Here is a 21526-nt window from a genome sequence, read left to right as displayed (position 1 = left end):
CGGGGACTCACAGCCAGTCGCGCCGCCTGAACAGCACGTACAGCACGACCGCCGAGACCGTGATGATCGCGACCCCGGACAGCACGCCCCACCACTCGCCGAAGCCGGGATAGGGCACATTCATGCCGTACCAGCCCGTGACGGCAGTGGGGACCGCGATGATCGCGGCCCACCCCGTGAGCTTCTTCATCACAACGTTCAGGCGTGCATCCTGCAGCGACAGATTCGTCTCGAAGACGGTGTTCACCATCTCGCGGAGCGACTCGGTCCACTCCGTCGCCCTCATCACGTGGTCGTACAGGTCGTTGTACGAGCTGTCGAGTTCGGGGTGGCGGTTGTTCTCGGCGCGCGTGCGCATGACGGTATTGATGATCTCCCGCATCGGCAGCACCACCCGCCGAAGCTGAACGAGTTCCTTGCGCAGTCGGTAGACGCGACGCTGAATCTTCCGTGTGGAGGAGTTGTCCTCGAAGAGGCAGTCCTCCAGGTCTTCGGCGGCGTCGTCGAGTTCCTGGATCGTCTCGAACTGCCCGTCGACGACCGCGTCGAGCAAACCGTGCACGAGTGCGCCTGGTCCGTACTGCAGCAGGTCGGCATTCTCGTCCCACCGACGCACCACTTCGTCGATGTCGAAGGGGCTACCGCGCCGTACCGTGACGATGCCGCGGGGCAGGACGAACGCCGAGATCCTCGTGGTGTGGAGTCGCGACTCGTGGGCCTGCTCCTCGTCCTCGGAGTCCGGATCGAGATGTGTCGCGTACACCGTGAAGAAGGTGTGAGTGGCGTAGCGGGTGGCCTTGGTCCGTTCTCCGTGCGCGAGGGAGTCCTCGACCGCGTGCGGGTCGAGGCCCCATTCCTCTGCGAGTTCGAGCAGGTCCGCATGCTGGGGGTTCCACAGGTCCACCCATACGAGGGCGTCGGCATCGGCGAGGTGATCCGACACTGCGGAGAGGGGGAAGCCTTCGTCCACGAGCTTCCCGTTCGTCCAGCGCCGGGTCCGGATGGGTCTGTCTTCTCGGTCCGTCACCTCGGCAGTGTCCCCGAATCCCGCAGTGTTCACACCACGGGACGATTCTCTTCTTCGGCGAGTCGTGCTGCGCGTTCCAGGAACTGCGCGTCGACCTGTGCCCAGTCGTCCGGCCACCGGTCCTCCTGCATGCGTCGATGGAGTGCTCCGAGTGTGCGGGTCGCTCGCGGGCCGCCATCCACGACATAGCGCACCATCCCGCGCGACGCGCACTCTGCCGCCACCCCGGCGAGTGTGCGCTCGGCTTCCTCTGTGCGTCCGGCGGCGTGCAGACAGCAGACGAGCAGTCTCGTGGCCTGCAGGTGCGCGCGGGGACGCAGATCCGAGGTGCGGCGTACCCACAATTGCGCCCACTCGACCGCACGGTCGGCGGCGCCGGGTTCGTCGCTCTCGCATAGCAGCCGGATGGCTGTGGCGTCCTCGAGTTGGGTGGTGATCTCCACCGTGCCGTCCGGGTGGGGGTGATCGGAGCCGGGCATCGAGCGGGCACTCGCGGCCACCCCATCCAGGCCCAGGCGCACCCGTTCGTTCTCGAGGCGGGCCCGTAGCCGGGGCAGATCGTTGATCGCCGCGGCGCACAGTCCCTCGTCCAGCAGTTCGGTGGCGGCTTCCCGATCACCGTGAATCATCTTCAGGCGCGTCGCGGTCGCATATCGAGCAATCATGAAATCGGTTGCACCACCGTCTATCCCCATGAGATTGCTCTCGTCGAGCAGAGTCTCCGCCTCGGTGATCCGGCCCTGCTCGTAGAGCAGTTCGCCGAGCATCGCCGCGGCGAGTCGTCCCGAATGGGTGTGGACGCCACCGTTACGTCGTGCCCGCCGCAGCGCGGTGCGGAAGTACTCCTCCGCTCCCTCGACGTCGAGCCGCTCGTTGGCGGCGATACCGCACAGACACAGGCCGTAGATCGCAGCGAAGGGTCCACGTGTCTCACGGTGGTACGGCGCCGCCCATTCCTGTCTGCGCACAGCGGATTCGAAGTCGAAACGGAAGATGTCTGCGAAGGAAGCGAAGTCCGCGGCTGCCGAGACCACCCAGGGATGCACGGCCGACGGATCGTCGAGGCACGGAGCGACGAGCGTGTCGATGCCTTCGATGCGGTCGGAGTTCATGAGGATGGCAGCTTCGACCGCGTCGGCCTCGAGTCGCAGGGCGTAGGGATCCTGCCCTGCGGTGGCGTCCTGTTCCAGGAGTTCTCGCACGAGGGCGAGCCGGCTACGCGAGCGGTCCAGTCGCTGCAGCGCACTGTTCGCCCACGCCTGTGCCAGCAGCAACCGCGGTTCGCGTGAGACGGCTTGTGGCGGCAATCTGTCGACCAGTGCGAGCAGGGGAGCAATGTGTCCGTGCTCCATCAGGTACATGCCGTCCGTGGCGAGCAGGTCGACGGCGAATTCCATATCGTCGGTCTCCAGTGCGTGATCGACCGATTCGGGCAGCATGTGATGGCGCGCAAACCAGTTCGCGGCAGTGCGGTGCAGGTCGACGAGCCTGTCGGGATGGTCGCGTACGAGTCGCCGCCGCAAGAAGTCGAGGAACATGTGCTGGTAGCGGAACCAGACCCGTTCGTCGTCGACGTGCCGGAGGAACAGGTCGCGTTCCTCTGCTTCCTCGAGCATCGCCTGACTGTGCGGGTTGCCCGTCAGGGCGGCGGCAAGGCTGCCGCTGATGGATTCGGTCACGCAGGTCGACAGCAGGAACTCGTACATCTGCGGTTCGAGGGTCGACAACACGTTGTCGGCGAGAAACTCTCCGATCGCGTAGTGCCGGCCGGTGATGTTCTCGATCAGCCACGACGGATCGTCGCTGTCGCGCAACGACAGTGATGCGAGTTGCAGTGCCGCCACCCAGCCGTCGGTGGTGCGGGTGAGTTCTTCTACGTCGTCGGGGCCCAGGTCGATGCCGCCGACCTCGCGCAGGAACGAGTTGGATTCCTCCAGATCGAAACGCAGTTCTTCCGAGTCTATTTCGATCAGCTCGTTACGGATCCTCATGCGGCTCAAAGGGAGACGGGATCGGCTGCGGCTGATCACCACGAACTGCAGATGGTGACAGCCCTTGTCCAGTAGGAAGTCGAGTGCCGCGATCGTCTCGGCAGAACTGACGCGTTGCCAGTCGTCGATGAACAGTGTTGCGGCGGTGTCGGATCGGTGCAGATCGTCGATCAGCGTGCACAGTACATACTGCTCGGCCTCGTTTCCGTAGGCGTCGAGGACTCGGCCGAGCTCGCGTGCCGACGACGGGCGTATCTGTTTCATCGCCTCGACCAGATGCGTGAGAAACCACAGCACGTCGTCGTCGTCGCTGTCGACCGTGAGCCAGGCGACCGGCACACCCTCCTCGGCGAGTCTGTCCCGCCACTGTGCAGCAAGGATGGATTTGCCGTATCCGGTAGGAGCGTGGATGGCGGTCAGGCGGCGTCCTCGTCCGGCCCGCAGCAGCGAGATCAATCGGCGGCGTTCGACGAGCGGACGCGTCGTCGACGGAGGGCGGAATCTGGTCGACGGCGCGATGGACGGACCGGTGCGACGCGACAGAGCTCTCGAGGTGGGGCCCGCTACTGAAGGAAGCGCCGGGGCAGTCGGAGGAGACGCCGGCAACGCCATCTCGTCGACCGGCAGGCCGTGTGCCCGCTGGACGTTCCGGAGAAGGTCGCCGTACTCGGCCGCGGTTTGCGGCCGTTCGTCCGGGTCGGGGTCCATGCCGCGCTCGAGCACGTCGCACACGTCGTCGGGGATTCCCTCCCCGCGCAGATCGGGGACAGGCTCGGAGGTGATGCGCAGAAACTGTGCGACGACCTTCTCGCCTTCCTTCCGTTCGAACGCAGCGTGTCCGGTGATGGCTGCGAACAGGGTGGCGGCGAGCCCGTAGACGTCGGACGCCGGTGTCGGCGCGTGACCTCGCAGCACCTCGGGTGCCGTGAACGCGGGGGAGCCGGTGACAGCCCCGCTGGTGGTGCGGAATCCGTCGTCGACGCGGGCGATACCGAAGTCGGTCAGCTGCGGCTCCCCGTACTCCGTGATGAGGATGTTCGCCGGCTTGACGTCGCGGTGCAGCACACCGGACCGGTGGGCCGTCTCGAGCGCGCCGGCCATCTTGATGCCGAGCCGTAGCGCTTCGGGCCAGGAGAGGACCCCGTGCCGGCGAACACGCGTCTCGAGCGAGTCGTGCGGGTGGTAGTGCATCACCAGATACGGAAGGCCGGCGTCGGTGGCCCCGGCCTGCAGCACCGTGACGATGTTCGGGTGCCCCGAGAGCCGTCCCATCGCCCGCTGTTCGCGGAGGAACCGCTCGAGATCTGCGGGGTCGGGCGTCCGTCCGAGCACCTTCACGGCGACCGTGCGGTCGAGTGCCTCCTGCCGACAGCGGTAGACCACACCGAATCCGCCGCGTCCGATCTCGGTGGCATCGGTGAAACCGGCATCGTGCAGCGCACGCACGATGTCGGTCTCGGCCGGTTCGACAATCTGTGCGCGCTGGGTGGTGGCCGGATCGTTGTCGGACATCGGCGCGATCACCTCGGGAAAGCGGTTTCCCCAGAATAGTCCCGAAAACTGCACTCCCGTTGCAGATCGTGCGTCGCCGCTGGTCTAACGTGATCCGGCCGGACCACGGTGCCTCACCGGGAACGGTCAAACGACACTGCGATCAGAAGTGGGACACGAATGAAGAAGACTCTCGCGGCGCTGTTGGGTGCAAGTGTGGTCATGCTGGCGGCGGCGTGCGGATCCTCCGACGCCTCCGAGTCGGCGGAGGAGACCACCACCACCACGAGCACGTCGGCATCTGCGGCGGCCGGCTCGACGGGCACCACGGTCGAATTGGGCAAGAGCTACGAGGAGAACTGCGAGGCAATGCTGCCCTACCTCGATGAGCTCGAGGAATGGGGCCAGGACCGCGCCGCAGCGGCTCAGGCTGTCGCCGACGCCCAGCAGCAGCTCCCGGCCTGGCAGGATCTCAGTGAAGAGGAGCAGGCCGACACCCTGCGTGCCATCGAGAACGCCGGAAAGGGCGAGTGCTGATCGACGAGCTGTACGACAGGTTGAGGCGCTTTCCGGACGTGGAAGCGCCCAACCTGTTCGCTGTCGACGGAGCCGACCGGTTGCTCCTCGACGAAGCCGCTCCCGCACTCGAAGCCGCATCGCCCGGCACGGTCGTCGTGGTCGACGATCAGTACGGTGCCCTGACCCTGGGCGCGGCAGTCCGGTACGGGGCGGAAGAGATCCGCGTGCACCAGGATTCCGTGGTGGCAGAGCGGGCACTCGCCGCGAATGCCGAGCGAGAGGACCTCACCCGCCGCTACCGCTCCTGCGCCCTCGACGAGGACCTGCTCGCCGGTGCCGAGGTGGTGCTGCTCCGCCTTCCCCGCTCGCTGTCCGCGCTCACCGAGATCGCCGAGACCGTCGCCCGCTACGCCGACCCCGGGGTCGTCGTGTTCGCCGGCGGACGCGACAAGCACATCAGCCATGCGATGAACGACATCCTCGGCGCGTCCTTCGCCGAAGTCCGTGCTTCCCGCGGACGGCAGAAATCGCGTGTGCTCACAGCGCGAGGCGCGAGACCGGGCGCTGCCTCGTATCCCGTCCGCGAGCACCTCCCGGACCTGGACCTCACCGTCGTTGCACACGGAGCCGCATTCGCCGGCCCACGACTGGACATCGGCACCCGATTCCTGCTCGAGCACTTCCCGCGAATCGACGCGAACGCGCGGGTCGCGGTGGATCTCGGGTGCGGCACCGGGATCCTTGCCGCAATGCTCGCCCGGCAGCTTCCCGATGCTCGGGTGATCGCGACCGACCAGTCCGCCGCTGCTGTGGCCTCCGCGGCTGCGACGGCCGCCGCGAACGGGCTGTCCGGCCGCATCGACACGCTCCGCGACGACGCGGCCGACTCGATCGACGCCGCGTCGGTGGACGTGGTGGTGTGCAACCCGCCCTTCCACATCGGCGCGGCCGTGCACACCGGAGCTGCCCGGAAGATGTTCGATGCTGCCGCCCGGATCCTCCGCCCGGGAGGGCAGATGTGGACGGTCTACAACCGTCACCTCGACTACCGTCCGGCCCTGTCCGGAATCGTCGGTTCGACGCGTATCGAGGGCCGCAATCGCAAGTTCACCGTGACCCGGTCGGTGCGTAGCCGGTAGAGTCCGATTCGTCCGAGGTTTCTCGACGATCCGGGAACTTGTGAAGTTCGCCCCTCGTTGAACGGACAGAATCGACCACCAGAAGGGAAGTGCACGGTGCGCACCACCAGTAACCCGGTGTTCCGCAACCTGCCCAAGCAAGAGGGCGGCGGATACGCCACGTTCGGCTCTGCGACGGCAGGCGCCGCGCAGGTCACCCAGCAATTCGGTCAGCCGCAGGTGGATCCGTGGGCACGGCCGACGACCGAGCGGTCGATGACCATCGACGACGTCGTCACCAAGACGGGCATCACGCTCGGCGTGCTCGCCATTTCCGCGCTCGTCTCCTACGTGCTGGTCCACTCGAACACGGGCCTCGCCGCGCCGTTCGTCATCGGCGGCGGTCTGATCGGTCTCGTCCTGGTGCTGGTCGCGACGTTCGGCCGCAAGATGGACAACCCGGCGATCGTCCTCGCCTACGCCGTGGCGGAAGGCTTCTTCCTGGGCGCTCTGTCGTTCATGTTCACCGATATCACCTTCGGTGGAGCCGGCGGCGCGACGCTGATCGCTCAGGCGGTCCTCGGCACCTTCGGCGTGTTCTTCGGCATGCTCGTCGTGTACCGCACCGGCGCCATCCGGGTCACCCCGCGCCTGACGCGCATGATCGTCGGCGCCCTGGTCGGTGTCCTCGTCCTCGCGCTGGGCAACATCATCGCGAGCTTCTTCATCGAGGGTGGCCTCGGACTGCGTGACGGCGGACCCCTCGCCATCATCTTCAGCCTCGTGTGCATCGGAATCGCGGCGTTCAGCTTCCTGCTGGACTTCGACTCGGCCGATCAGCTGATCCGCGCACAGGCTCCGGAGAAGGCCGCGTGGGGCGTCGCCCTCGGCCTGACCGTCACCCTGGTGTGGCTGTACGTCGAGATCCTGCGACTGCTCAGCTACTTCCAGAACGACTAGCAGTACCCGCGAAGACCCCGGACCACGGTCCGGGGTCTTCGTCGTTCTCCCAGGTCGGCACACCGTGCCCGTGCCGCCGAGTTGCGACGTGGGAACATGGGGTCATGCGCATTGCGGATTCCGTCGTCGACCTCATCGGAAATACACCCCTCGTCAAACTCAACTCGGTGGTGAAACCCGGGTCGGGACTCGTGGCAGCGAAGATCGAGTACCTGAACCCCGGTGGTAGCTCCAAGGACCGCATCGCGGTGAAGATGATCGATGCCGCCGAAGCCTCGGGTGAGTTGAAGCCGGGTGGGACCATCGTCGAGCCCACTTCCGGCAACACCGGCATCGGTCTGGCTCTCGTCGCACAACAGCGCGGTTACAAGTGCGTGTTCGTATGCCCCGACAAGGTCAGCGAGGACAAGCGCAACGTGCTGCGGGCCTACGGCGCGGAGGTGGTCGTGTGCCCGACGGCTGTTCCGCCGGAGCACCCCGACAGCTACTACAGCGTCTCCGACCGCCTCGCCCGCGAGCTGCCGGGCGGCTGGAAGCCCAACCAGTACTCCAACCCGGGTGGTCCGGCGAGCCACTACGAGACCACCGGCCCCGAGATCTGGAACGACACCGACGGCAAGATCACGCACTTCGTTACCGGCGTCGGCACCGGTGGCACCATCTCGGGCACCGGCCGGTACCTCAAGGAGGTGTCGAACGGCAAGGTCAAGGTCGTCGGCGTCGATCCCGAAGGCTCGGTGTACTCGGGTGGGACGGGTCGCCCTTATCTCGTCGAGGGGGTGGGTGAGGACTTCTGGCCCAGTGCCTACGATCCGTCGATCCCCGACGAGATCATCGCCGTCTCGGACGCCGACTCCTTCGAGATGACCCGCCGCCTCGCCCGCGAGGAGGGTCTGCTCGTCGGTGGCTCGTGCGGCATGGCTGTGGTCGCTGCGCTGCAGGTCGCCGAGCGCGAAGGCCCCGATGCGGTGGTTGTGGTGCTGCTTCCCGACGGCGGTCGCGGCTACATGTCGAAGATCTTCAACGACAAGTGGATGGCCAGCTACGGCTTCCTCCGCGCCCCGCTCGACGGCAAGCCCGACGACTCGACCGTCGGCGACGTGCTGCGCGGCAAGAGCGGCGACCTGCCCGATCTCGTGCACACCCACCCGTCCGAGACGGTGCGCGACGCCATCGAGATCCTCCGCGAGTACGGCGTGTCGCAGATGCCGGTCGTGGGTGCCGAACCGCCGGTTACCGCAGGTGAGGTCGCCGGCTCGGTCAGCGAGCGGGAACTGCTCAGTGCCGTCTTCGAGGGTCGCGCGAATCTTGCAGATCCGGTCGAGAAGCACATGAGCCCGCCGCTGCCGAATATCGGAGTGGGTGAATCCCTCGACGCCGCGACCAAGGCGTTCGGCGACACCGACGCGCTCATGGTGATCGACGACGGCAAGCCCGTCGGTGTGATCACCCGCCACGACCTGCTCGGATTCATCTCCCAAGGCCGATAGGAACACATTTTCATGACCGATCAGAACCAGCACGGTTTCGCGACCCGCGCCATTCACGCCGGGTACGAACCCGACCCCCAGACCGGTGCCGTCAACGTGCCGATCTACGCATCGTCGACGTTCGCACAGGACGGCGTCGGAGAGATGCGCAACGGCTTCGAGTATGCCCGGACCGGCAACCCGACTCGCCGTCCACTCGAGGCGAATCTCGCCGCGCTCGAGAACGGCACCTACGGCCGGGCGTTCGGTTCGGGTATGGCCGCCACGGACTGCCTGCTCCGCTCGGTGCTGCGTCCCGGCGACCACCTGGTGATCCCGAACGACGCCTACGGCGGCACCTTCCGCCTGATCGACAAGGTGTTCACGCAGTGGGGCATCGAATACACCCCGGCCGCGATCAACGACGCCGACGAGGTGCGCGCGGCGGTGCGGCCGAACACCAAGCTCGTGTGGGTCGAGACGCCCACCAATCCGCTGCTCAACATCGGTGACATCTCGGCGCTGGCCGACATCGCACACAGCGGAGGCGCCAAGCTCGTCGTCGACAACACGTTCGCCTCGCCCTACCTGCAGCAGCCGCTCGGTTTCGGTGCCGATGTCGTCTTGCACTCGACCACCAAGTACATCGGTGGACACTCCGACGTGGTCGGTGGTGCCCTGGTGACGAACGACGAGGAACTCGACACCGCGTTCGCGTTCCTGCAGAACGGTGCGGGCGCCGTGCCCGGCCCGTTCGATGCCTTCCTGACGCTGCGGGGCATCAAGACGCTGGCGGTGCGGATGGAGAAGCACTCCGACAACGCCGAGAAGCTCGTCGATTTCCTGTCGGGGCACCCTTCCGTGACGAAGGTGCTGTACCCGGGTCTCGAATCGCATCCTGGCCATGAGTACGCCACCAAGCAGATGCGCCGCTTCGGCGGCATGATCTCCTTGCGACTTGCGGGCGGCCGGCAAGCGGCGCTGGATTTCTGTAAGCGCACCGAGATCTTCACCCTCGCGGAATCGCTGGGCGGTGTGGAGTCGCTCATCGAGCATCCGGGTGCGATGACCCACGCTTCCACTGCGGGCTCCCTACTCGAGGTCCCCGAGGATCTCGTCCGCCTGTCGGTGGGTATCGAGGATGCCGCCGACCTGCTCGCCGACGTCGAACAGGCCCTCGGCTGACGCGGCCGGACACCGATCCGCACGAGAAGAAGGCGCCTTCCCGGCGCCTTCTTCTCGTATGTCTCGCCTGTATCGCGTGAAGCCACAGCGCCTCGCCGTCCCTTTGGCGAGTGTTGTGTCCGTCGATCGAGCTCGTGCTGCTCCGAAGTCGGTGAAAGCGCCTGGGCGCAGTGCCACACTGGACGCGGCAGGGGACCGGATCGGCGAAAGGACTTCTGTGATGACCGAGCACCGCGAACATCCGGGGCACGACCACGTCCACAACGGCAGCTGCGGGCACGTGGCCGTTCCGCACGGCGACCACGTCGACTACGTACACGACGGGCACCTGCACCGCACTCACGGCGGGCACTTCGACGAGTGTGAGCAGACCGAGCACCGCGTCCACGAACCTCACGAGCACACTCACGGAGAGGGCTGCGGGCACGTGGCCGTTCCCCACGGTGACCACATGGACTACATCCACGACGGGCATCGGCACGCGGTTCACAACGATCATTACGACGATCACTGACCGACACGGCGCGCGGGGAACGCCCCGTCGATCGGACACATCCTTCGGCGTGATGTGCGGGTCCACGGCGCGAGCGCCCGTGGGCAAGGGCTGTTCGCCGTACGATCACGTGGTGACGGACAGTGCATATTCCGAATCCGACCTCTGGGGAGCCGCGCTCGACGCGATACGTCTTCTCGGGCCCATGACGGCCGACGAGCTGGCAGATCAGCTCGAGGAGAAGGGATTCGGTCCCGCTGACAAGCTGGTGACCGACCTCGAACAGTCGCAACCCCACCCGCTGCTGGTGTGGCTGTCGGACGACCGTATCGCGGCCTTGGACGCGCTGTGCGAGGGCAGGACACTGACGCACCGCCTCACGGTCGACGACCTCGCCCGGAACTCGATCCCGGGCGACGATGTCGAGCCGCTTCTGCTGCTGGTGTCGGAGGATGACGACTTCGATATCGTGCAGCCCGGTGAATCCGAACATACTGGCGTGCAAAGTGATTCGGACTCGGGCGAATTCGTTCCCGTGGAGACTGTCGTCCTTCCCGAAGGTGCCCTGTCGAGTTGCGTGCCGGGCGATCTCCTCGCTCTCACCGTGCGGGACGGCCGTCTCTCGTTCGCGCCTGTGGACGTCGAGCCGGGCACCGGCGTGAGCGAGTTCGTGGATGCTCTCGAGCAGGACATCGCTCGCGGACAGGTGGCGAGCGTCGAGAACGCGTTCTTCGACGTCCTGGCCAACACGCCGGAGGCGTTCAAGGCACCGAACCTGCCGATCGGCGAGCTTCTCGACGAGGCGGGGCTGGTCCGCAGCGGGGATCTGGTGGCGCCTCGGGGATTCGACTTCGACGCCTACTCCGACCGGGCGATGTTCGAGTCCTACGCCGAACAGCTGGGGATCCCCGTCGATGCCGTCCCGGGTGTGGCACTGTTCGCATCACTGGTCGAATCCCTCGATCGAGGTGACGAGAGTGAGCTCGAAGAGCGTTTTGCTGTGGGCAAGTCGGGTCTGTACTCGGTGTTGTCCGATCCTGAGATCGCCGAGACCGTCTACGACGAGCTGGTGGGGGAGGGACTCGCGCCAGAGGCGATCGAACAAGCCGCCCTGTGGCTCCTCGACCGTGCGCCACGGCGAGTGGCGGGGGCGGCGCACTGGTTCGCGGGCCGTGCGGCCGAATCGACCGGCCGCATCGTGGAGGCCGAGCGACATTACGAACGTTCCGCCGATCTCGACGGCGCCTTCGACCTGCCGTTGTTCGATTTGGCGCGCTTCGCGTCGGACCGCGGGGATGCGGTGCGCGGCCTCTCCTTGCTCGCCCGGGTGCCGGGTGGGGACGAGCACCCCCTCTACGAGTTGCTCGAGCGCTATCGGCCGGCGGAGGTTCCCGGGCTCGGACGTAACGACCGGTGCTGGTGCGGGTCGGGGCGCAAGTACAAGGCCTGTCATCTCGGGCGCGCCGAGCACTCGCTCGAGGAACGATCGGATTGGCTGTACATGAAGGCTGCCATGCATGCGCTGGAGCCCGTATGGGCAGAGCGGCGGGTCGCGCTGGCGGAGGCGCGTTCGGGCTACGGAGACGATGATGCCGTGGCCGAAGCGGTCGCCGATCCTCTCGTGGAGGACGTTCTCCTGTTCGACTCCGGAGCGTTCGCCGACTTCCTCGCGCGTCGCGGGGATCTGTTGCCCGAGGACGAGGCGGAACTCGGCCGCGCTTGGCTCGATGTCGAGCGCTCGGTGTTCGAAGTGGAGACGAGTTCGCCGGGGGAGACGCTGACGCTGCGCGACGTTCGCCGTGATGAACGCGTGGAGGTATTCACGCCTTGGTTGTCGGGCGAGGTGCCGCCCGGGACCCTCCTGTGCGCACGGGTCGTGCCGGTAGGCGAGGGGCGATGGATGATGCCAGGAGGATGTGAGCCGGTCACCGAGGACCAGCGGGAGACGCTCGTCGCCCTGTTCTCCGAAGGCTCGGTGGACCCGGTGGAACTCATGGATGTTCTGACCCGGCCCGATGCTGCCGATTTCTATCCGGAGCCGTAACTCTGAACCCACGAAACTACAGAAGTCTCACCGTTAACAAAAATAGAACGTGTTCCTGAATATATGTGATAAGAACATCCGGAAGCCGTACTGGTGACCGAACTCACAGCTACGGTGAATGTGGTGGATGATGATGTGGGGGTAGCGGATGTCGGTGGACCCTTCTGCGGTCATCGTGGCAGTGGCTACGGCAGCGGGTGCTCTTGTGCAAGGAGCGGACATACCAGCAGAGATCAAGGATCAGGTCAACGGGGCGATCGAGTCGTTCGAAGCAACTGCGGAGAACACCGATACCGACGTGGAGAACTTCGTGGCGTCGTTGCCCGAACCGATGCAGCAGGGCGCACAACAAGCGGTCGAGGACGCGACGGCAGCCGTGGCAGGAGCGATCGAACCGCACCTTCCCGATGAGGCGGCCGCCGTACTGCGGCCCCCCGTTCCGGAAGCGGCTCCTCTGGTGCCCGAACCGCCGGCCGCCCGGCCCGGCCCCTTCGGGATGCCGGTGCAGCCACCGGCGATCGGTGGGGCAGCCGAAACCCCCCGGTACGGCGGATCAGGGACGCTGCAGACCGAACCCATGATTCCCGGATCCGCGGTCACGCTCCCCTCGATCCCGGCGATCCTCCCCGGCACGAGGCTCGCTCCCATCGGAGCGATCGCGGTATTTGCGCCGTGGCTGAAGAAGGCCGGCGCGCTGTGCGACGGAATCTCGGCTCCGGTGCTCGCGGCCCTCTACTCCGCCGAGAACGGCTTCCGGTACGGACCGACCGCGCCCGTTTCTCCGGTCGGGGCGCGGGGGCCGGGCCAGTTCATGCCGGGCACATGGGACCAGTACGGCAAGGACGCAGACGGTGACGGCAGAGCAGATGTGCTCGGCATCGCCGATCCTGTGATGGCGTCCGGCAATCTGCTGTGCGACAACTACAAGCTGATCGACGGCTGGAAGAAACGCGGTCTGGTCGAAGGCGACACCCTCGATCTGACCTTGGCCGCGTACAACGCCGGAGTCGGTGCTGTGAAGCGGTCCGGCGGTATGCCGTCCGGTCACCCCGACTACGAGAATCAGACGAAGCCCTACGTCGCGAAGATCCGTGCCGCCGAACCCGTCTTCGCGCGCATGCTCTCGCCGTTCCTGGGTCTGGGGATCGGCGGCGGATCGAGTGATCTCGGCAATCGCATCGTCGACCTTGCATTCAAGTATCTCGGTCTGCCCTACGTCTGGGGTGGTGGCAATATCAGCGGCCCCTCCGGGGGCGGATTCGACTGCTCGGGTCTGACTTCGTACGCGGTCTTCGGCGCGACCGGCATCACACTCCCGCGCACGTCCGAAACCCAGTGGCATGTGGGTACCGAGGTGCCTTTGCATGCGGCACGCCCAGGCGATCTGCTGTTCGGGAACTGGCAGGCGGGCGGGCCGGGTCACGTCGCCATCTACATCGGTGGCGGGCAGATGGTGCACGCGCCGACCACCGGCGACGTCGTGCGGGTGGGGCCCGTCTTCCCCGACATGAAGGCGCGACGGATCTTCTGAACACCGGCGTGAACGCGCGAGGGCCCGACCGGCGGAATCCGGTCGGGCCCTCGCGCTGTGCGAGATCAGCCGTGGTACGGCGCTCGGCGATCAGCCGTGGTACGGCGCTCGGCGATCAGCCGTGGTACGGCTCGGCGTTCACGAGCGTCACCTTCATGGTGTTGCCGTTGGGCAGCGTGTACTCGCGGGTCTCGCCGACCTTCGCGTCGATCAGTGCGCCACCGAGGGGAGAGCTGGGAGAGTAGGTCTCGAGCTCGCTGTTGCGGGCGCCTTCCTCGCGGGTCGCGATCAAGAACGTTTCCGTGTCGGTCTCGTCGCCTCCGTAGTAGACGGTCACGACGGAACCGGGGAGCGCGACGCCCGACTCGGTCGGAGCGACGCCGACCTTGGCGGTGCCCAGCAGCTCCTGGAGCTGGCGGATGCGGGCTTCCTGCTGGCCCTGTTCCTCGCGGGCTGCGTGGTAGCCGCCGTTCTCCTTGAGATCGCCCTCTTCGCGACGCTCGTTGATCTCGGCGGCGATGACAGGACGATTCGCGATGAGCTGGTCCAGCTCGGCCTTGAGCCGGTCGTACGACTCCTGCGTCAGCCAGGTCACCTGGGTCTCGGTCATCCTCGATCACTTCCTTCGGGTTGGAGCCCCCGGCTCCGTGGACAAGTCGTGCACACGCAACGACTGCAACAGCACGACCGCCGCCGCCCCCCTACACACAGGCTGAACGCAGTCGTACTGTCTGTTGATGCTCTTATGCAGCAATACACGGCCCCAAAGGGTGGAACCGTGTATCTCGCTATTTTAGCATCTCGACGGTCGGTTCTTCGGAAAACCGCTGGAAGAGGGCTGTCGGGAGACGATCAGGGTGCGCGCAGATAGTCCGGGGCGTCGGTGCTGCAACCGTAGTTGTCGCCCATGCCGGGGCGCTGTGACGTCTTCACGGTCGAGGTGAGCACGACGGTCTGCGAATCCGACGCCGGGATGAGAACCTCGCGACGCCCCGTCTCGCTGCCGTCCTTCGACCGAGCGCGGATGATGCAGACGGCATCCTGGGACGGATCGTCGCGCGTGACCTTGAGCTGGATGTCGATGGTGCTGTCGTCGATGATTTCGAAGGCGACGACCTCCGACTCGATCGGCGTCGTGTTGTTCTGGAACAGCATGAACGCCACGGCGAGCCCCGCGAGGAGACCGCCCACGGTGAAACCCCAGCGTTTGCCGCGTGTCGACACACGTTGGCCGGGGTACCGGGAGGACGGGTACCGGTCGGTGGGGAGGGTGTTGCTCATCACTTTGCTCTCGCAGCGAGGGGATGGATCAGGCGTCGCCGCAGGGTCACGGCTGACGACGGAATTATCAGGTGGAACTATAGAGGACGGAGCCGTGGCGATCGCGACGCGGGCGCAGGGACGGTTCCGGCGAAGCAGACGACGTGAGGTGGAGGAAAACACGTGAGCGGACTACGGCTCATGGCCGTGCACGCCCATCCCGACGACGAGTCGAGCAAGGGCGCGGCCACGATGGCCCGTTACTCGGCCGAAGGGCACGAGGTCCTGGTGGTCACGCTCACGGGCGGCGAGCGCGGCGACATCCTGAACCCCGCCATGGACGTACCGGGCATTCGCGAACGCATGAGTGAGGTGCGCAAGGAGGAGATGGCCGAAGCTGCCCGCATCCTCGGTGTGCGGCAACAGTGGCTCGGCTTCGTCGACTCCGGCCTGCCCGAGGGCGACCCCAAGCCTCCGCTGCCCGAGGGGTCGTTCGCGGCGATTCCCCTCGACGAACCGGTCCGCCGACTCGTTCGGGCCATCCGTGAGTTCCGTCCGCACGTCATGACGACCTACGACGAAAACGGTGGGTACCCGCACCCCGACCACATCCGTTGCCACGAGGTGTCGGTCGCGGCCTACGACGCGGCGGCCGATCCGGAGTTCCACCCCGAACTCGGGGAGCCGTGGGCGGTGCGCAAGTTGTACTATTCGCACGGTTTCATCCGTAAGCGTCTCGAACTCTTCCGTGACGAGTACGAGCGTCGTGGCGAGCCGTTCCCGATGGAGCAGTGGCTGAACAAGTGGCGGACCGAGCAGGGCGATCTCATGGGGCGTGTGACCACTCAGATCACCTGTGGCGACTACTTCCCGAAACGTGACGATGCGCTGCGGGCACATGCCACCCAGATCGACCCCAACGGATCGTTCTTCGCGGTCCCGTTGGATATCCAGCAGAAGGTGTGGCCGACCGAGGAGTTCGAGTTGGCCAAGACCCGCGTGAGCACGGAGATTCCCGAGACGGATCTGTTCGCGGGCATCGAGGACGGACAGGGCAAATGACGATAGGCACGCTCGCGGTCGAGGTTCTCGCTCAGGAGCCGACCGGCCCCGAGTTCGGCAAGGCATCTCCGCTCGGTCTCGCCATCGTGGTGGTCCTGTTGGTCGCGACCGCTCTGTTGATCTGGAACATGAACAAGCGGTTGAAGCAACTACCCGAGACCTTCCATCCGGAGAATCCGGAGCCCGACCAGTTCGTCGACGACGGCACGCTGCCGGGTGCGATCCCGGGAGATGACCCGGAGGCGCAGAAGGCCGACGGGACGCAGAAGGCGACGGGGCCGGAGCGCCCGGAACCGACCAAGGGAAGCTGACGACTGGCCTTCGCCGTAAGCGCTCCTTCCGTAGCGTGGGGGCATGGCGAATCGACTGGCCGCCGCTCTCAGCCCTTACCTGCGCCAACACGCCGGGAATCCGGTGCACTGGCAGGAATGGGGTGACGAGGCGCTCGCAGAGGCCCGGGAGCGCGACGTCCCGATACTGCTCTCGATCGGCTATGCGGCGTGCCACTGGTGTCACGTCATGGCGCACGAATCGTTCGAGGACGATGCCACCGCCGCGGTGATGAACGAGCACTTCGTGTGCATCAAGGTCGACCGCGAGGAACGGCCGGACATCGACGCGATCTACATGAATGCGACCGTCGCAATGGCAGGTCACGGTGGTTGGCCGATGACCTGCTTCCTCACCCCCGACGGAGCGCCCTTCTACTGCGGCACGTACTACCCGAATACGCCGCGCGGTGGCATGCCGTCCTTCGTGCAAGTGCTCGAGGCGATCGACGATACGTGGCGCACCCGGCGCGATGACGTCACGCAGGCGGCAGAAGCAGTCGCCGTCGAACTGCGCCGGAGCAGCGGTGGGCTGCCCGCCGGAGGTCGCATCGTCGACGCCGCTCTGCTCGATGCAGCCGCAGCCACCGTCGCCGGTGACGAGGACCGTGAACACGGTGGCTTCGGAGGGGCGCCGAAGTTCCCACCCTCGAACCTGCTCGAGGGGCTCTTGCGCGGATACGAGCGCACCCGGTCCGCCGACACCCTCGGTCTCGTCGAACGGACCGCGGAAGCGATGGCACGAGGGGGAATCTACGACCAGCTCGGCGGGGGTTTCGCGCGGTACAGCGTCGATGCTGCCTGGACGGTGCCGCACTTCGAGAAGATGCTCTACGACAATGCACTGCTGCTGCGTCTGTACGCCCACCTCGCCCGAGTGACGGATGCCGAACTGCCACAGCGCGTCGCGCGGGAGACCGTCGAGTTCCTGTTACGCGACCTGCTCACTGCCGAGGGAGCTTTCGCCTCGGCGCTCGATGCCGACACGGAGGGCGTCGAGGGGCTCACCTACGTGTGGACGCCCGAGCAGCTCGTCGAAGTTCTCGGTCCCGGCGACGGCCGGTGGGCTGCGGAAATGTTCACCGTCACTCCCGGCGGCACGTTCGAACACGGCAGCTCGGTGCTGCAACTGCTCGATGAGCCGGACGATCCGGAGCGTCTCGCCGACGTCCGGGCCCGCCTGTTCGCCGCCCGTGCGCAGCGCCCGCAACCCGGTCGCGACGACAAGGTGGTCACCGCCTGGAACGCCTTCGCGGTCACCGCGCTCGCCGAGGCGGGAGTCGCCTTCGGCGAACCTGCATGGATCGACGCAGCCGTGGGGTGTGCACAGTTCCTGCTCGAGCGTCACCTGGCGGACGGACGTCTGCGCCGCGCATCGCTGGGCGGGGTAGCCGGAACACCGGCGGGGGTGCTCGAGGATTACGGGGCCCTCGTCACCGCGCTACTCGCCGTGCATCAGGCGACAGGGGAGGAGCGCTGGATCGAGGGGGCCCGGGAACTCGCCGACATCGCCCTCGACCGGTTCGCCGACCCGGAACGTCCCGGGAGCTGGTTCGACACCGCAGACGACGCCGAGTCGCTCGTAGCAAGGCCACGAGATCCGGTCGACGGCGCGACGCCGGCGGGGGCCTCGCTCATCGCCGAGGCACTGCTCTCGCTGTCCGCACTGGTGCACGACGACTCGCGGTACGCGGATGCGGCAGCCTCGTCCCTGTCGGTCGCATCGGTCCTGCTCGACCGCGTGCCGCGGGCGGCAGGGCATTGGCTGACGGTCGCCGAGGCATCCGTGCGCGGTCCGATCCAGGTAGCGGTCGCGGGTGGGGGTGAACTCCTCGACGCCGCGCGCCGGCTGGCGCCCGGTGGGGCGATCGTGACGGGCGGCGACCCCGGATCGTCGCCGTTGCTCGCGGGGCGCCCCCTCATCGGCGGTGCTCCTGCCGCCTACGTCTGCCGGGGATTCGTGTGCGATCGCCCGGTGACGACCGTGCCGGGACTACGCGAGGCCCTCGCCGCGGTTTGACCGGTCACGGCCAAACGGAGGCGGCGCGCGATCCGAGGAAGTCGCCGCCACACGTCACCGGTGCCTCGAGCATTCCCGCACACGCATCGACGAGGAACAGGGAGAAGCCGGTCCAGTCGGGTTCGATCGTTTCGCTTTCGAGGCGTGCCTCGTAGTCGGCGCACGCATCGAGGACGAGCTTTCCCGCGAGCCACGACCGCCCGGTGATCACGGCGTCCGGCAATTCGGCGACGCACGACCTGGCCCGCTTGATCAGATCGTCGAGGTACGGATCCGCGACGGTGGCGGTCGCGGCGATGTCGACCATCGATGGCACGGCTCTGAGCTGCCGCAGGAAGCGTGCGCGCCAGGTCGGCACCGGCATCGAGGCGAGTTGATCGGTGAACGGCAGGATGAGGCAGCTCAGATAGTCGCGTAGTCCCGATTCATGGTCGAGCAGGCGGACGAGTTCGGCACGTCGTCGGCGGGTGTCGTCGGAATAGCGGGTGACCATCGCGCGGACCAGTTCCTCCCGGCTCCCGAAGTGGTAGTTGACGGCGGAATGGTTCGCGTTGCCCGCGTGTTCGGCGATGCGCCGGTTGGACACCCCGTCGATGCCGAGGGTGGCGAACAACTCTTCCGCCGAATCGAGCAGCGCTCGCCGCGCCTGGTCGCCGTGGGTACTCACGCTCTTGTGCTGCTCTCTTCTCGGCCGAACGACTTCGGTGGGGGTGGGACGAAGGTCACCAGTGTCCCAGCTTGGTCGATTTAAGACACACAGCGTAGCTTTTTAAGTCAGTCAGCGTATTTCCGTGGAGCCGATGACGGCGCGGAAGCGTTCGGTCCGTGTCCGGATATCGAGGAGCTCATCAGTGGTCGACACCCTTACGTCCGAGAGGAACGAACCGCCGGGAGGTGGGCCCACGGAGGCCGAGCTCGCCCGGGCGAGGAAGGAGCACATCGGCCGCTATGTGGCGATGATCCTGCTGCCCTTCCTGATGGTCGGGATGATGATCACCGGTTATCTGTACGCGATGCACGCGCCCGAGCCCGACGACATGCCGATCGCCGTCGCCGGCTCGGCGCAGCAGGCCTACGATGTTGCCCGCGCGCTCGAGAACGCCGATCCGGACGCGGTCGACGTGCGTGTCGTCGAGACCGACGAGCAGGCGCGAGACCTCGTGCTCGCACGGGAGGTCGCCGGTGCGGTCTCCCTTTCGGACTCCGGCGCTGCCACCGTGTACACGGCGGGTGCCGCCGGGGCGTCGCAATCGTCGATGGTCACCGGCCTGCTGGCACCTCACCTGCTCGGCCAGGGAATCGACGCGACCTTCGATGATCTGGCTCCGCTGCCGGATCACGACATGGCCGGGCTGGGCGTGATGTTCATGGCCCAGGCGCTGATGCTCGCCGGGTACATGCCGCTGAGCATCATGCTGTCCAATTCCCCCGAGCTGCTGCGTTTCCGTCGCGTCGTGCCCCTCCTCGCGGGATGGTCCGTCCTGATCGGCACCCTGGTGTGGCTCGTCGCCGGGCCCGTCCTGGGAGCTGTTCAAGGCAGCGCTGTCACCGTGCTGGGCATCTCCTGGCTTTCGATCTTCGCCGTCGGATCCGTCCAGCTGTTCCTCACGCGGATCTTCGGTCCGATGGCGGTCCTTGTGGGCATGCTCTTCGTGATGGTGCTCGGCGTCCCGGCGTCGAATCTCGGGATGTCGATCCACGCGTTGCCGTCGATCTACGTCCAGCTCCACGGCTTCCTCCCCACCGCGGCCGCGGGTGAGTCCCTGAGATCGGTCCTGTATTTCGGTGGTGAGGGACTCGGCGGACACCTGCTGGTGCTCGTCGTCGGCACGCTGCTCGCTCTCGCCGCGACTCTCGGTGTCGATGCTCTGAAGCGGCGACGCAACCCCGAGGCGGGCGATCCCGAGGTGACCCTGCCCTCGCTCACGTCCGGACCGCGTCCCCGGAGCAACCGCGTCCGCTACCTCACGCTGGCGTTCTTTCCCTTCGCGATGGTCGTGCTGATGTTGTCGATCATGCTCGGTGCGATGTACCAGCCCACGCCGCGTGACATGCCTGTGGCCGTCGTAGCCTCGACCACCGAGCAGGCCGAACAGACGGTCGCAGGCCTCGAACAGAACATGTCCGGCCTGTTCGATCTGCAGGTCGCCGACTCGCTGGACGCTGCTCGCGAGGAGGTGCGCGATCGCGCGATCGTCGCGGCCTTCGTGCTGCCCACCGCGCAATCACCCACCGCGACATTGGTCACCAGTGAGGCTGCAGGTATGAGCCAGCAGCAGGTCGTGCAGCAGACTTTCGAGCAGGTCGCCGGAGGTATGCAGGTGCCGCTCACCGTCGAGAATCTCGCGCCGCTGCCGGAATCCGACTCGATGGGCACGGTGACGCTCTACGTCGCGATGGGCTGGATCATGGCCGGTTTCATGGTGGTCGTCGTCGCGGGCAGTGCTCAGCCCGCAGCGGTGGTCCTGCGGCGGTTCCTGCCGATCGCCGCCGGCTGGGCGGTGTTCATGTCCGCCGTGCTCTGGGTGATCGCCGATCCGATCACCGGAGCCGTCGACGGGCACTTCCTGCCGCTGTTCGGCACCGGAATCGTGGCGATCTTCGCGACCTCGCTGTTCACCCTGGTGCTGTCGAGATTGTTCGGTCTGCTCGCGGTGATTCCCGCGGTCGGTGTGCTGATGTTCCTCGGTGTCCCGGCCTCGAACGGTGCGATGTCGATGTACATGACGCCGGAGGTGTTCAGGTTCCTGCACGGCGTTCTGCCGATGCCCGCTGCAGTGGAATCGGTTCGATCGATCCTGTACTTCGGTGGCGACGCCGTCGGCTCCCACCTGGTCACCTTCGTGATCTGGGGTGCGGTGTCCCTGCTGTGCGTGATCGTCCTCGACCGGATCCGCGCCGGCCGACGGGCCGACGCGGATCGGGAACCGGTCTAGATGTACCCGGCCATCAGGTTGGTGCCAGCCGGCTGACCGGTGGAAGTCCTCCGAGTGCGCTGTGACGTCGTCGAGTGTTGTAGTACTCGAG

At 66.6% G+C, this 21526-nt stretch carries 17 protein-coding genes; 12 read left to right on the top strand and 5 right to left on the bottom strand.

Annotated elements, in window-relative coordinates:
• Positions 1-7: 7 nt before the first annotated feature.
• Both ABZ789_RS16580 and ABZ789_RS16575 read right to left on the bottom strand, forming a co-directional pair.
• Positions 8-1060, bottom strand: coding sequence for a magnesium transporter CorA family protein (locus ABZ789_RS16580; RefSeq protein ID WP_358425568.1), 1053 nt, complete (start codon positions 1058-1060; stop codon positions 8-10).
• Complete coding sequence (locus ABZ789_RS16575; RefSeq protein ID WP_358425565.1) at positions 1057-4530, bottom strand: protein kinase; 3474 nt, start codon at positions 4528-4530, stop codon at positions 1057-1059. The genes ABZ789_RS16580 and ABZ789_RS16575 overlap by 4 nt, the downstream gene beginning before the upstream one ends.
• A gap of 159 nt (positions 4531-4689) precedes the next feature.
• On the opposite strand from ABZ789_RS16575, the gene ABZ789_RS16570 reads away from it, so the two are divergent.
• The 8 genes from ABZ789_RS16570 to ABZ789_RS16535 all read left to right on the top strand — a co-directional run bounded on the left by ABZ789_RS16570 (position 4690) and on the right by ABZ789_RS16535 (position 13828).
• On the top strand, positions 4690-5046 hold the full coding sequence (locus tag ABZ789_RS16570; RefSeq protein ID WP_358425562.1) for a hypothetical protein: 357 nt from the start codon (positions 4690-4692) through the stop codon (positions 5044-5046).
• Entirely contained in the window at positions 5040-6167 is a 1128-nt protein-coding gene (locus ABZ789_RS16565) for a methyltransferase (RefSeq protein ID WP_358425559.1), read from the top strand. The genes ABZ789_RS16570 and ABZ789_RS16565 overlap by 7 nt, the downstream gene beginning before the upstream one ends.
• A 96-nt stretch (positions 6168-6263) precedes the next feature.
• On the top strand, positions 6264-7106 hold the full coding sequence (locus ABZ789_RS16560; protein ID WP_358425556.1) for a Bax inhibitor-1/YccA family protein: 843 nt from the start codon (positions 6264-6266) through the stop codon (positions 7104-7106).
• 104 nt (positions 7107-7210) lie between these two features.
• A complete protein-coding gene (locus ABZ789_RS16555; protein WP_358425553.1) occupies positions 7211-8596 on the top strand; it encodes a cystathionine beta-synthase in 1386 nt (461 codons plus the stop codon).
• Between the two features lie 12 nt (positions 8597-8608).
• Entirely contained in the window at positions 8609-9760 is a 1152-nt protein-coding gene (locus tag ABZ789_RS16550; RefSeq protein ID WP_358425550.1) for a cystathionine gamma-synthase, read from the top strand.
• A gap of 220 nt (positions 9761-9980) precedes the next feature.
• Entirely contained in the window at positions 9981-10274 is a 294-nt protein-coding gene (locus ABZ789_RS16545; RefSeq protein WP_358425547.1) for a hypothetical protein, read from the top strand.
• Between the two features lie 112 nt (positions 10275-10386).
• A complete protein-coding gene (locus tag ABZ789_RS16540; RefSeq protein ID WP_358425544.1) occupies positions 10387-12297 on the top strand; it encodes an SEC-C domain-containing protein in 1911 nt (636 codons plus the stop codon).
• A gap of 148 nt (positions 12298-12445) precedes the next feature.
• Entirely contained in the window at positions 12446-13828 is a 1383-nt protein-coding gene (locus ABZ789_RS16535; protein WP_358425541.1) for an NlpC/P60 family protein, read from the top strand.
• A gap of 115 nt (positions 13829-13943) precedes the next feature.
• On the opposite strand, the gene greA is transcribed toward ABZ789_RS16535, so the two are convergent.
• Both greA and ABZ789_RS16525 read right to left on the bottom strand, forming a co-directional pair.
• A complete protein-coding gene (gene greA / locus ABZ789_RS16530) occupies positions 13944-14438 on the bottom strand; it encodes a transcription elongation factor GreA (protein ID WP_358425538.1) in 495 nt (164 codons plus the stop codon).
• Positions 14439-14680: 242 nt separating this feature from the next.
• A complete protein-coding gene (locus tag ABZ789_RS16525; RefSeq protein ID WP_358425535.1) occupies positions 14681-15109 on the bottom strand; it encodes a DUF4307 domain-containing protein in 429 nt (142 codons plus the stop codon).
• Positions 15110-15289: 180 nt separating this feature from the next.
• Here ABZ789_RS16525 and mca point away from each other — a divergent pair, with 180 nt between their 5' ends.
• The 3 genes from mca to ABZ789_RS16510 are packed head-to-tail and all read left to right on the top strand — an operon-like array spanning position 15290 to position 18499.
• Complete coding sequence (mca, locus tag ABZ789_RS16520; RefSeq protein WP_358425895.1) at positions 15290-16150, top strand: mycothiol conjugate amidase Mca; 861 nt, start codon at positions 15290-15292, stop codon at positions 16148-16150.
• A complete protein-coding gene (locus tag ABZ789_RS16515; RefSeq protein ID WP_358425533.1) occupies positions 16147-16461 on the top strand; it encodes a hypothetical protein in 315 nt (104 codons plus the stop codon). The genes mca and ABZ789_RS16515 overlap by 4 nt, the downstream gene beginning before the upstream one ends.
• A 43-nt stretch (positions 16462-16504) precedes the next feature.
• Positions 16505-18499 carry a thioredoxin domain-containing protein gene (locus ABZ789_RS16510; protein ID WP_358425530.1) on the top strand — a complete coding sequence of 665 codons (1995 nt, stop codon included), beginning with the start codon at positions 16505-16507 and terminating at the stop codon, positions 18497-18499.
• Between the two features lie 4 nt (positions 18500-18503).
• Here the strand turns inward: ABZ789_RS16510 and ABZ789_RS16505 are convergent, their stop codons facing one another.
• Positions 18504-19166, bottom strand: a complete 663-nt coding sequence (locus ABZ789_RS16505; RefSeq protein WP_358425527.1) for a TetR family transcriptional regulator — start codon at positions 19164-19166, stop codon at positions 18504-18506.
• Between the two features lie 184 nt (positions 19167-19350).
• Here ABZ789_RS16505 and ABZ789_RS16500 point away from each other — a divergent pair, with 184 nt between their 5' ends.
• Positions 19351-21435, top strand: a complete 2085-nt coding sequence (locus ABZ789_RS16500; protein WP_358425524.1) for an ABC transporter permease — start codon at positions 19351-19353, stop codon at positions 21433-21435.
• Positions 21436-21526: the final 91 nt, after the last annotated feature.

It is taken from the genome of Rhodococcus sp. NPDC047139, from assembly GCF_040643435.1.
In the GTDB taxonomy this organism is placed as follows: domain Bacteria; phylum Actinomycetota; class Actinomycetes; order Mycobacteriales; family Mycobacteriaceae; genus Rhodococcus.
Note: the sequence above shows the minus strand (reverse complement) of the source record. Positions and strands in the feature narration are given on the sequence as shown.

What these genes read in the sequence shown, in the direction of transcription:
- ABZ789_RS16575 (WP_358425565.1), bottom strand. Translation starts at nt 4,530, where the DNA reads ATGTCCGACAACGATCCGGCCACCACCCAGCGCGCACAGATTGTCGAA.
- ABZ789_RS16570 (WP_358425562.1), top strand. Translation starts at nt 4,690, where the DNA reads ATGAAGAAGACTCTCGCGGCGCTGTTGGGTGCAAGTGTGGTCATGCTG.
- ABZ789_RS16555 (WP_358425553.1), top strand. Translation starts at nt 7,211, where the DNA reads ATGCGCATTGCGGATTCCGTCGTCGACCTCATCGGAAATACACCCCTC.
- ABZ789_RS16550 (WP_358425550.1), top strand. Translation starts at nt 8,609, where the DNA reads ATGACCGATCAGAACCAGCACGGTTTCGCGACCCGCGCCATTCACGCC.
- ABZ789_RS16545 (WP_358425547.1), top strand. Translation starts at nt 9,981, where the DNA reads ATGACCGAGCACCGCGAACATCCGGGGCACGACCACGTCCACAACGGC.
- ABZ789_RS16535 (WP_358425541.1), top strand. Translation starts at nt 12,446, where the DNA reads ATGTCGGTGGACCCTTCTGCGGTCATCGTGGCAGTGGCTACGGCAGCG.
- greA (WP_358425538.1), bottom strand. Translation starts at nt 14,438, where the DNA reads ATGACCGAGACCCAGGTGACCTGGCTGACGCAGGAGTCGTACGACCGG.
- ABZ789_RS16525 (WP_358425535.1), bottom strand. Translation starts at nt 15,109, where the DNA reads ATGAGCAACACCCTCCCCACCGACCGGTACCCGTCCTCCCGGTACCCC.
- mca (WP_358425895.1), top strand. Translation starts at nt 15,290, where the DNA reads ATGGCCGTGCACGCCCATCCCGACGACGAGTCGAGCAAGGGCGCGGCC.
- ABZ789_RS16515 (WP_358425533.1), top strand. Translation starts at nt 16,147, where the DNA reads ATGACGATAGGCACGCTCGCGGTCGAGGTTCTCGCTCAGGAGCCGACC.
- ABZ789_RS16510 (WP_358425530.1), top strand. Translation starts at nt 16,505, where the DNA reads ATGGCGAATCGACTGGCCGCCGCTCTCAGCCCTTACCTGCGCCAACAC.